Origin of the sequence: Brevibacillus fluminis (assembly GCF_052072235.1) — a bacterium.
GTDB lineage: Bacteria > Bacillota > Bacilli > Brevibacillales > Brevibacillaceae > Brevibacillus_D > Brevibacillus_D fluminis_A.
On record NZ_CM125436.1, the window covers coordinates 4,295,378 to 4,306,617 of the forward strand.

Sequence of the window (11,240 nt, forward strand, 5' to 3'; positions counted from 1 at the left end):
ACTGCAACCGGGGGTGTTTCGTTTGTCAGAAAAACCGATTCGCATCATGATCGTCGAAGATGACGAGATCGCTGCCAAAATTTATGAGCAGTTTACTGCCAAGCTGGACCGCTTCGAGGTGGTCGCAACGGCAGCCACGGGAAAACATGCCTTGCAATTGCTGAATGTGTTCACGCCGGACCTGATCCTCTTGGACGTCTTCTTGCCCGATATGAACGGGATCGATTTGCTGCGGGAAGTTCGGAAAAGCTTTCGCGGAATCGATGTCATCCTGATTACCGCGGCGAATGATGTCGCCACCGTCGGGGAGGCGATTCGAGGAGGTGCCTTCGGCTACATGATCAAGCCGATTCTCGTGGACAAATTTTTCGCCACGCTTGATCACTACCTCCAGACGAGGCGCCATCTTGAGCACAATCCGGTCATGAACCAGACGGATGTCGATTTGCTTTTTACCTCTGCCCACCATCATGCGGCATCGCCGAAAACGGCGGAAGCAACCGTTCAATACCCGAAAGGAATCGATCGGCACACGTTGAAGCTGGTTCGCGAAAAAATGCGCGCGACGACACATAGCGTAAACGCGGACGAGCTGGCGTCGCTCATCGGGATGAGCCATTCCACGGTCCGGCGGTATTTGGAATTTTTGGCCTCGATCGACGAGCTGGAAGTGGAGACCGTCTACGGTACCGTCGGCCGCCCCGAGCGTAAATACAAATGTGTGCACATGAAAAAAGAAGGCTAGCGAATCGCTGCCTTCTTTTCAAATAGTGCCATCCATTCATCTACAGCCAAGGAGACGATCTCGCCGCCTTCCTGCTTCACGGCAAAATATGCCCGTACTGCTTCATCAGCCGCTGTGACATGGTCCGTTACACGCTGCACCTCTGCTTCCGATTCGGTCGTGCGCCGTACCCATGTCGCATACGCGAACGTTTTTTTCCGGGTGGCGGAACGCTGCTCCGTAAGTGATGTCGATTCGATCCATGTGCGCCATTCGCGAATCGAATAGCTTCTCACGTGGCTTTTGTCCCGCAGCTTCTCCAGCGTATTGACGAATCGATCAAGCGCTTCCTCTTCCGGCGCGATGTTATCGATCAGCAAAAACTTCCCGCCAGGCTTCAGCACCCGATTCACCTCGCGTACGAACGCCTCCGGATTCGGGAAATGATGCGGCGCGATCCGGCTTGCCACAGCATCGAAGGTTTCATCCAAAAAAGGCAGCTCCTCGGCATCGGCGACCAGATAATGCACGTTTTCGCAATGCGCATCCAAATGCCGTTTGGCCGCCGCAAGCATCGGGCGGGTCAGATCGGTGGCAAACACCAGCGCAACATGGGGCGAAACCGCCTTCGTGACGTGCCCGCCGCCTGTGGCAATATCGAGAAAGCGCCAATTCGGCTTAGGCTCGAGCCACGTTACCAGCTCTTGCAAATCATCCGCTTTGGCATGTGTCTCACTGACCACATACTTCTCGGCATGCTGGCCAAACTGCTCCTTTACCGTCTTTTTCACATCGCCATTCATCTGCATCCCCCTCTTTTCGCTATCCTTCCACGTTCACGATCACTTTCTTCCCTCTCAACTTCATCAAGAGCGGAATCGTAATCCACAGCACGGCAATCACGAGGAAAACCAACGACACCGGCTTTTGCAGGAAAATCATAAAATCGCCGTTTGAGGTCGTCAACGCTCGGCGCATGTTGTTTTCAATCATCGGCCCGAGAACCAGGCCGAGCACGAGCGGCGCAAGCGGGAAATCATTTTTGTTCAAGAAATAGCCGGCAACGCCGCAAACGATCAGCAGAAGCAGATCAAACACAGAGACGCGCACCGCATACACGCCGAAAAAGGAAATGGCGACAATCATCGGGATCAAGTATTTTGGCGGCGTCTCGATCAGTTTGGCAAATACGCGGACGAGCGGCATGTTGAGGATGAGCAGCATGACGTTGCCGATGAACATGCTGGCGATCAACCCCCACGCAATCGATGGGTGCTCCTCAAACAGCAGCGGACCTGGCTGAACGTTGTACATGATCAGCGCGCCCATCAAAACGGCGGTCGTCCCTGTGCCCGGAATCCCGAGCGTCAGGAGCGGAATCATCGCGCCGCCGGAAGCGGCATTATTGGCTGACTCCGGTGCGGCTACACCCTCGATCGCGCCTTTCCCGAACTTCTCGGGGTTTTTGCTGATTTTTTTCTCCAGCAAATAGGCCAAAAAGGAAGCCAGCGTTGCGCCTGATCCCGGCACGATCCCTTTAAAAAAGCCGACCAGTGAGCCGCGGAGAATCGGACCGACGCTGTCCTTCATGTCTTGCTTTGTCGGGAGAATGCGGGTGATCTTCGCAATCTCTCCGTCATTCCCCTCTTTTTCCAAAATGGTTTTCCATACTTCACCGAGGGCAAACACCCCGACGGCGATCGTCAAAAACTCCAGCCCCGAATACAGCTCGGGAAAATCAAACGTAAAGCGCGCAACACCCGATACGCTGTCCATCCCGATCGTGGCCAAGAGCAACCCGAAACATGTCATGATCAGCGCCTTGGTGATCGACTTGCCCGCCAGTCCGCTCAATGCGCACAACCCGAGAATCATCAAGGAAAACTCGTCCGCCGGGCTGAGCTTCAAGGCGACGTCGGACAATGGCTGCGCTAGGAAAACCAGACCGATGAGCGAGACAACACCTGCGACGAACGACCCAATCGCCGCGATCGCCAGCGCTGAGCCAGCCCTTCCTTGCTTGGCCATCGGATAGCCGTCCAAAACGGTGACGACCGATGAGGATTCCCCTGGCGTGTTCAGCAAAATCGATGTGGTCGAGCCTCCGTACATCGCGCCGTAATACACGCCGGCCAGCAAGATAATCGAGCTTGTGGCCGCTGCTTCCGGCGGCAGTCCACTCGTGAGTGAAGCGGTTACAGGGATCAGCAGCGCGACCCCGCTGATCGGCCCGATGCCTGGCAGGACGCCGACAACCGTTCCGATCAGCACGCCCACAAAGGCAAAGACGAGATTTTGCCATTGCAGCGCCGTGGCAAACCCGTTCATCAAATAATGAAAAGAGTCCATTTCCTACCTCCTCCTTAGCCGAGCCAGCCGGGTAATCCCGGCAGGCTGCCTTCCAGAAGTTTGACATAGATGAGATAGATCCCGATGGAAAAAGCACCGGCAATCAAGAGAGTGGACAGCCACTTCCCTTTTTGCATCGTTTGGAAACCGATGGTCAGAAACAGGAAGGTGCTGATGATGTACCCGATTTCCTCCAGCAGCAGGGCGTACAAAATGGCTGCCGCCAGGATGATGAGAAAACGTTTGTAGTCCAAGGTGCCCTTCTCTTTTTGCACATGACGATAGCGAAATGTTTCATAAAAGAGGCGCAAGCTCAGCAAGACGAGCAGGCTGCCCAGCCCCAGTGGAAAAATGTCCGGTCCGACCTCGCTCCCGTAGGCGCTTGCGGAAATGGACCGGCTGCCGACGACAAACAGGATGCCGATTGCCAGAAAAATCAAGCTCGCGTAGCGATCAAAGGTTTTGCTCACAGATGTTTCCTCCCTATCCCCGCTCCTTTGTACGAGCTATTTCTGCATGCCCAGCTGTGTCAAGATGTCTTTGAACATCTTCTCTTGCTCATCCAAATATTTTTTGAAATCGTCCGCATTTTTGTAGCCGTCATCCCAGCTGTTTGCGGCAAGCTCCTGCTTCCATTCATCCGTTTGGCTGAGTGCCTTCAATTTGTCCTGCCAGAAGGCAACCGCATCAGGCGACATGTTTTTTGGTCCAAACACGCCTCTCCAGTTCACCAATTCGGTATCGTAGCCCGCTTCTTTATACGTCGGCGTTTCCTGGAACAATCCTGTCAAACGTTCAGGCGAGGACACGGCCAGCACGCGGATTTTCCCTGCTTTTACGAATTCACCCGAGCCGGATACATCGGTCGCCAGCACATCGGCGTTTCCTCCGAGCAGTGCCGCGATCGCCTCACCGCCGCCGTCATAGGAGATATATTTGATTTTTTTCGGATCGATGCCCGCTTTAACCGCTGGCATCATGATCGTCAGATGGTCGAGCGAGCCAGGAGCGGAACCGCCGGCAATGGTAAATTTGCTTGGGTCCGCTTTCAAATCATTGAACAGCGACTGCAAATCTTTGTATTTGGAATCAGCCCGTACGACGATGGCCCCGTAATCCTTTGTCAGCTGTGCGAGCGGCGTCATGTCGTTGTAGGAGAACGGGCTGTTTCCGTCTTTTTTCAAATGGTTGATCACGATCGGCGTGGACGGAAGCAGCAGCTTGTAGGAGTTTTTCGTATCCTGTGTCACGAAATCGGCCAGTCCCACCGATTGCCCGCCGCCCGGCTTGTTTTCAACCGTCATGGTTTTGGTTACCAGGTTGGTCTGCTGGAGAGTCTTGGCCAGCGAACGCGCTGTTTTATCCAGACCGCCGCCTGCTCCCGACGGTGCGATGATCGAGATCGGTTTTTCCGGATAAGCGGACGCTGCCTGCTCCTGCGGCTTCTCAGATGATGATGCCGGTGCGGAAGCATTTCCGCCTCCCCCACAGGCAGTCAAGCCAACAGCCATCAGCCCGGACAATACCAATGTCACCCATTTGTGTTTCGTAGATTTCATTTTCATTTGTGTGCCCCCTTGGAATGAAAAATGATAGCGATTACAACTAGGGACATCATAGCACCGGATTTTTGATCGACAAATATTATTCGAATAATTCGAATAAACGCTATTACTCCGATATTTTTCATTTTTTTCACGCCGAAAAGCGCCTAAAGAAAAAGCCTAGGCGCTTTTGTGTCATACAGGGGTTATTGCCATTGCTCGATCGCTTGCACCAGCGCATCGCCGTATTCCGACGTTGTCAGTGAGCCGCGAATATCCGGCGTTTTGTTTCCTTCCCGCAAGGTACGCTCGACTCCGCGGCGGATGAGCGCGGCTGCCCGCTCCGCGCTGGCGTCCTGATGGCGGATCCCGAGCCACTCCAGCATCAAAGCGGCGGACAAGATTTCGGCGACCGGATTGGCAATATTTTTGCCGGCGATTTCCGGTGCGGAGCCGTGTGTCGCTTGGGCGATCATGAACGAATCACCCAGATTCAAGCCGGGTGCGAGCCCCAGACCTCCGACCAATCCTGCCGCCTGGTCGGAGAGAATATCGCCGAACATGTTCGTCGTCACGACGACATCGAACGCTTCCGGCTTTTGCACCAGATAGAGCGCGAACGCATCGACATGGTAATCGCGAATCGCGACCTCCTCATAGGCTTTGCCCACCTCGATGCAGCTATCGTAAAAAAGTCCGCAGCCTTTTCGCAGCACATTCTTTTTGTGCACGACCGCAAGCGATTGCCGGCGCGTTTTTGCCAGTTCAAACCCGACTTTTGCCAGACGCTCGGACGCTTTCCGGGTGACAACCCGCAGCGAGAGCACCGTATCCGGATCAGGCATGAATTCGCCTTGCCCTGCAAAAAGATTGCGATCCGCATACATCCCCTCTGTATTTTCCCGCACGATCACCATGTCGACGTTGTCATAGCGGCTCGCTACGCCGGGAAAACTTTTCGCCGGCCGGATGTTGGCGTACAGATCGAACGTCTTGCGCAGCATGCCGCTCGGATTGACCATGTCTGCTTCCGTGTCATACACATGAGTGGTAACTGGACCGAGTATGCCTGCATGGCATTGACGCAAGCCTTCCAGCGTTTCCGTCGGGAGCGTCGAGCCGTGCGTTTCGTAAGCCTGCAAGCCGACTGGCAGCCAGCGCAGCTCCAGCTGCAGGCCGCCTGCGAGCGATTGGACCGCTTGCAACACCTTCACCGTTTCCTTCACGATCTCCGGCCCGATGCCGTCCCCTTCCATCACTGCAATTTGATACATTCCCATAGCGATTCCCCCGATTGTTGTTTTCAAAATTCACTGTGCGTCACGCAGGATACGTTTTTTCAATCGTCCCCGGCGACTTGGCTTCCATTCGTTTGACGAATGCGCGAATCATAAACGAGAAGACCGTCACGATAAACAAGACGCGGAATAACTGGAACGCCGTGACCAAAAGCGGATCGGCGCCGGTCATCAGCGCTGTCAGGCTCATCTCCGCAATGCCGCCCGGGGCCGTCCCCAGCACGCTTGCGATCAGCTCGATATCGGACACGTACGGAAGCACAAACGCCAGCGTGAGGCTTAATACGAACAGAAACAGCGAATGCGCCATCCCGAGAAAAAAGAAGCGACGATGCTTCACCAGATCATCCCGTCTGAATTCAAGCCCGATGCTCAAGCCGATGGCTGCTTGCGCAAAATTGACGACAGGCTTGGCAAGCGTTGCGCCTCCCTGCCCGATCGAAAACGCGAGGCAAGCCGCTGCCGCAAACAGCAAGGACCCCAGCAGAAAGGGAGCGGGCACATGCGCTTTTGACACCAGCAGCGCACCGATGGCGCCGATGGCAAGCAGCGCGATCGTCGGCAGAATCCCCACGATCGCTCCTCCCTGCATTCCGGTTGGCACACCGGCTGGCGACGCGGTCAGCAAGCGGACGAAATAAGGCGTGAAGCAAACGATGATAACCACCCGGATCGAATGAAACATCGAGATGATTTGCATGTTTCCCCCCATGGTTTGGCCGATTGTAACCATTTCCGTCAGGCCCCCCGGGATGTTGCTGAAAATGGCGGTAACCAGATCAACCTTTTCAAACCGGTAAACAATCCATGCATTCAGCACGCCAAACAATATCGTGATAATGGTACCGATCAGCATCAGTCCGAGATGGTTTGCCATCGTCTGCCAAATTTCCGGCGTGATGCGCATGCCAAGCGTGACGCCGACGACGATCAGACCGACTTTGCGAAACCAGGGCGGCACCGAGACTTCATTCATCCCAAAAAACTTGCAGATTACACTTAGAATCAAAGGCCCTAACAGCCAGGGAAGCGGCGAGTGAACGAGCGAGCAAATCGTCCCGCCGACCACCGCGATGAGAAGCGCCTTGCCTACACGTATAAGCATTGTGAATACCTCTGTTGTTTCTGACATCATCAATTGTTTTGCAGTCCTGCTGCCATATGCAAAGTGTAGAGCAGATTAGCCTGATTGAAAAATATCGATTCTTCATTGAAATCCATAACGAAAAGGAATGGCAGGGGAATGGCCTTAACATAAAAAAGCGATGAAGCCGCTTGTCCTGGCTCATCGCTTTTCCTATTGTTGCTTACATTTACACGGAATCTTCCATCTCCATCTGCTCGATAAACTGAACAAATGCCTTCACGACGTTCAACGCAAGCGATTCCTCGTGGTAAAACATCCATGTCTTGCGCAAAATGGGTACGCCGCTGCGATCGGTGAGATCGATCGTGTGCAAATTGCCGTTTCCGTTCAAAATGAATCGCGGCAAAATCGCATAGCCCAACCCGCTCGCCACCATCTCCCGGCACGTTTCGGCCTTGTCCACTTCCATGCCGATGAGCGGCGGCTGGGTGTAATTGTCCGCCCACCAATTTTCGATCACGGCCTTGAGCAAATCGTCCGTCTGGTAATCGATCCGCGCTAATTGCGGGAGGTCGGCTGGCGCAATCTCCTCCGCCGAGACGACGCAAATGGTTTCGTCAAACAGCAGATGCTTGCCGCCCCGCCAGCTGTAGTTGCCCCGGACAAAACCGATGTGCACCTCGTGGTTGTACACCAATTTGTACACATCCTTGCTCCAGCCCGTCATCACCTGAAACTCCACATCCGGGTACGCCGTTTTGAACGCCTTGAGCAGCCCTGGCAATTTGTAGCGGGTGAAATAGCTGGAAACGCCCAAGCGCAGCGTTCCGGCCACGCGATCCTCCATGCTGGCGACATGATCCTTGATCGCCTGCAGCCGGATCAGCATATCCTCCGCACACTTGGCCAAATATTCTCCCTGCGGCGTGAACTGGACGCCGCGACTTCCCCGGTGCACAAGCTGAATGCCGAATTCCTTTTCGATTTGACGGATTCGCTTGGTCAAGGCCGGCTGGGAGAGATACAGGCTTTGCGCAGCTTTTGTGATGTTATTGTGCCGATATAACTCGTGCAAAATCAGCCAGTCCCGGTTTTCCATCCGCACCCTCCGTCTTTTGTCCTTTGTATCGTTTTTAAACGGCCTCGGAAGCCTCGCTCTGTTCCTCGCGCTTCGCCGCTTTCTGTTTCTTGATTTTGCCCAGCACCACCACGATCACGGCAAGCGCAATCGGCACCGCAACGTGCGCCTGCGGCAGAACCGGCTCAAGAAAGCGTGCGATGAAGGCGTCTCCCACGATCATTTCGCCAGCGGTATAGCCAAGCAAAGCGGCCCCGGCCAGGACGATGAACGGAAACCGGTTCATCAGCTTCATCAAAAGCTGGCTTCCCCAGACGATCAGCGGAATGCTGATGGCCAGTCCAATCATGACCAGCACCAAATTGCCGTTTGCCGCGCCTGCGACCGCGATCACATTGTCCAGGCTCATCACCAGATCGGCAAAAATAATCGTCTTCATCGCTTCTTTCATGTTCGATCCGCTGTTGATGGAAGCATGCTCCTCTTCCCCGGCCAACAGCTTGACCGCAATCGAGATGAGCAGAACGCCGCCGATCACCTGCACAAACGGAATTTTTAGCATCCATACCGCTGCAAACGTGAGGATGATGCGCAGTGCAATCGCACCGATGCTCCCCCAAAACACGGCCTTTTTCTGCAAGTGCGCCGGCAGCCTCCGACAGGCAAGCGCAATTACGATGGCATTGTCGCCGCTCAGCACGAGATTCACAATGATAATTTGCAATAAGCTTAGCAGAACGTCACTGATCATAGCGTCCCCCTTTTAGGAAAGATATCGCTATGATACGTGTTTTTTATTCGCGCTTGGGGTTATTTGCATAAAATGAATAAAAATCATTAGTGACAGTTTCCATTATTTTAACAATTGCCGACTGGGACCGGCTTAACTGAAGAACAAGTCGAGTAAACTCTTTCCAAATGAGCTGTTTCTTTTATAAAACTCGCTGTAGCCGCAACGATCACAGCTTACAACCTCGAATTGCTGGTGTTGCACATCAAACATTCGCGAAAGCATCCCACCGGTAGCCGACATTTCCGAGATGCTCACGGAGCTTCCCCCGCATTTGGGGCACCCTTTCGCCTCGCTGTTCTGGTCGCTTTTGATTGTCGTTACAGCCTTTCGCCTCGTGCAACTGCATTGCATATGATGATCAAGTCTTTCCTTGCAAATCTGGCAAACATCCAGCATCCAATCCCTCCTGCTCCCCTGATTCACGACGCTCGGAAACGCTCTGCGCAGCTGCGTGACGCTCTCTCACTCCGCGTCGCTTTTTACAAGTATACAACATATATTTCCATTTTTCGCTTTATCTGAAATGCTCTGCATTCCATCTGGCAGGATGCCAAGGAGGTACGATTCATGCTGCAAGAAATTGCCGTTGTGGTCATTTCGATCGTAGCGGTCATCATTGTGCTGGCTGTCGTCGTCATGCTGGTCGGTGTGCTCGTGTTGCGCGAGAATGGAAGGAAAACTCACCATTCGATCATTCGCTCCCACCCGATACTCGGTTGGATGCGTTATTTGCTGGAAAAGCTCGGACCGGAATTCCGACAGTATTGGTTCGACGACGATCGCGCCGGCAAGCCGTTTTCCCGCTATGAGTTCATCGGCCTGGTTTACTCCGCCAAATACCGGAGCGATTTGATCAGCTTCGGCTCCAAACGGGACTTTGATTCCCCCGGCTATTACATAGCGAATAGCATGTTTCCGTTGCTCGCCAACGAATTGTCGATATTGAATGAAGAGCACGTCGATGCCAAAAAATTCATCATCGAACACGAGGGCATTTTCAGCCGAAAGGAAAAAGTCGTGGCGGATCAGACGCCGCGCTGGCTGTATCCCGATGAGGATGCGCTGGTCATCGGCCGCGACCGGAGAGAGCCGTGGAAAGTGAACGGGATGTTCGGCGCATCCGCCACGTCTTACGGTTCCGTAGGCGAGAACTACATTCTCTCGACCGGCGGCGGCGCACAGATGGCTGGAGGGTCCTGGATCAACACCGGGGAAGGCGGGGTCGTGCAGGAACATTTGGCGACAGGCGTGGACGTTGTCTCCCAGATCGGGCCCGGCTTGTTCGGATTCCGGGATGAACACGGAAACTTTTCTTACGATGAGTTTCTGGTGAAGGCGGGTGAACCGTACATCAAAGCGTTCGAGCTGAAATTCGCCCAAGGCGCGAAAATTCGCGGCGGCCATCTGGAAGGCGCAAAAGTGAGTGCAAAAATCGCGGCGGTGCGCAAAGTGCCTGTAGGCAAAACGATCAATTCGCCCAACCGCTTCGCGTTTCTCACAAATGCGGAAGAGTCGCTCACTTTCATCCGCAGTCTGCAGGATGCGGGCGGAAAGCCCGTCGGGATCAAAATTGTCGTCGGTCAGCAAGACAGCCTTGAGCATTTTTTCCAAACGATGGTCAAAATGGACATCTTCCCGGACTTCATTACCGTTGACGGCGGCGAAGGCGGCTCCGGCGCTACCTACAAATCGATGGCCGATTCCATGGGCTTGCCGCTCATCCCCGGCTTGATCACACTCGTCGATACGGCGCACAAGTTTGGCGTGCGGGACAAATTTGCCATATTTGCTTCCGGCAAGCTGATTTCCCCCGACAAGGTGGCGATCGCTCTTGCCATCGGCGCGGATGCAGTCAATTCAGCGCGCGGCTTCATGATGGCAAACGGCTGCATCATGGCGCTCCAATGTCACACCGGCGCTTGTCCGGCGGGTGTCACCACCACCGATCCGAAATACCAGAATGCGCTTCTGCCGGAAGAAAAGAAGTGGCGTGTCATGAATTATGTCATCAGCATGCGCGCGTCCCTCTTCGCGCTTGCGGCGGCGGCCGGTATTGACAGTCCGAGGCGGTTTTCGCGGGAGCATGTGATTTATAAGGATGAGCTGGGACGGACGCAGCGGTTGAGCGACTTGTTTCCGGTGCCAATGCGGAAGAGTGACGTTTGAGGTCGATCGGGGATTTGGGAAAAAAGTGGCGCTCCGCACTTACCATGCCTGCTGAGGGGCGGGGTGACCGGCTCCGCCAAAAAACGAAAACCGCGCCCCAAATGCCACACGCTGCGCGGCGGATGCTTCTCACCGAGGGGCGGGAGGTTGACAGGTAGACGTTGGTGGTCGTTCGGGGATTTGGGAAAAAAGTGGCGCTCC

The 11,240-nt window shown here is 54.4% G+C and carries 11 protein-coding genes; 2 read left to right on the forward strand and 9 right to left on the reverse strand.

The window, feature by feature from the left end:
- The first annotated feature begins 22 nt into the window (after positions 1-22).
- On the forward strand, positions 23-745 hold the full coding sequence (locus ACTID9_RS21270; protein ID WP_441066874.1) for a response regulator: 723 nt from the start codon (positions 23-25) through the stop codon (positions 743-745).
- Here the strand turns inward: ACTID9_RS21270 and ACTID9_RS21275 are convergent.
- The 9 genes from ACTID9_RS21275 to ACTID9_RS21315 form a co-directional block, all read right to left on the reverse strand.
- Positions 742-1,533: a class I SAM-dependent methyltransferase gene (locus ACTID9_RS21275; protein WP_441066875.1), complete on the reverse strand. Its 792-nt coding sequence runs from the start codon at positions 1,531-1,533 to the stop codon at positions 742-744. The two genes, ACTID9_RS21270 and ACTID9_RS21275, sit on opposite strands and share 4 nt — an antisense overlap.
- A gap of 13 nt (positions 1,534-1,546) precedes the next feature.
- A complete protein-coding gene (locus tag ACTID9_RS21280) occupies positions 1,547-3,073 on the reverse strand; it encodes a tripartite tricarboxylate transporter permease (RefSeq protein WP_441066876.1) in 1,527 nt (508 codons plus the stop codon).
- Positions 3,074-3,087: 14 nt separating this feature from the next.
- Positions 3,088-3,543 (reverse strand): tripartite tricarboxylate transporter TctB family protein, encoded by a 456-nt coding sequence (locus tag ACTID9_RS21285; RefSeq protein WP_441066877.1) that lies wholly within the window; start codon positions 3,541-3,543, stop codon positions 3,088-3,090.
- Between the two features lie 36 nt (positions 3,544-3,579).
- The gene (locus tag ACTID9_RS21290) at positions 3,580-4,638 is read right to left on the reverse strand and encodes a Bug family tripartite tricarboxylate transporter substrate binding protein (protein WP_441066878.1); all 1,059 of its coding nucleotides are present in this window, start codon (positions 4,636-4,638) and stop codon (positions 3,580-3,582) included.
- A gap of 185 nt (positions 4,639-4,823) precedes the next feature.
- A complete protein-coding gene (locus ACTID9_RS21295) occupies positions 4,824-5,897 on the reverse strand; it encodes an isocitrate/isopropylmalate dehydrogenase family protein (protein WP_441066879.1) in 1,074 nt (357 codons plus the stop codon).
- A gap of 40 nt (positions 5,898-5,937) precedes the next feature.
- Positions 5,938-7,020: an AbrB family transcriptional regulator gene (locus ACTID9_RS21300; protein ID WP_441066880.1), complete on the reverse strand. Its 1,083-nt coding sequence runs from the start codon at positions 7,018-7,020 to the stop codon at positions 5,938-5,940.
- 208 nt (positions 7,021-7,228) lie between these two features.
- Positions 7,229-8,101 carry a LysR family transcriptional regulator gene (locus ACTID9_RS21305; RefSeq protein WP_441066881.1) on the reverse strand — a complete coding sequence of 291 codons (873 nt, stop codon included), beginning with the start codon at positions 8,099-8,101 and terminating at the stop codon, positions 7,229-7,231.
- A gap of 34 nt (positions 8,102-8,135) precedes the next feature.
- Positions 8,136-8,828 carry a TerC family protein gene (locus tag ACTID9_RS21310; RefSeq protein ID WP_441072677.1) on the reverse strand — a complete coding sequence of 231 codons (693 nt, stop codon included), beginning with the start codon at positions 8,826-8,828 and terminating at the stop codon, positions 8,136-8,138.
- A 135-nt stretch (positions 8,829-8,963) separates the two neighbouring features.
- The gene (locus tag ACTID9_RS21315) at positions 8,964-9,269 is read right to left on the reverse strand and encodes a zinc ribbon domain-containing protein (protein ID WP_441066882.1); all 306 of its coding nucleotides are present in this window, start codon (positions 9,267-9,269) and stop codon (positions 8,964-8,966) included.
- A 174-nt stretch (positions 9,270-9,443) separates the two neighbouring features.
- Here ACTID9_RS21315 and ACTID9_RS21320 point away from each other — a divergent pair, with 174 nt between their 5' ends.
- Positions 9,444-11,039 (forward strand): glutamate synthase-related protein, encoded by a 1,596-nt coding sequence (locus ACTID9_RS21320; RefSeq protein ID WP_441072679.1) that lies wholly within the window; start codon positions 9,444-9,446, stop codon positions 11,037-11,039.
- Positions 11,040-11,240: the final 201 nt, after the last annotated feature.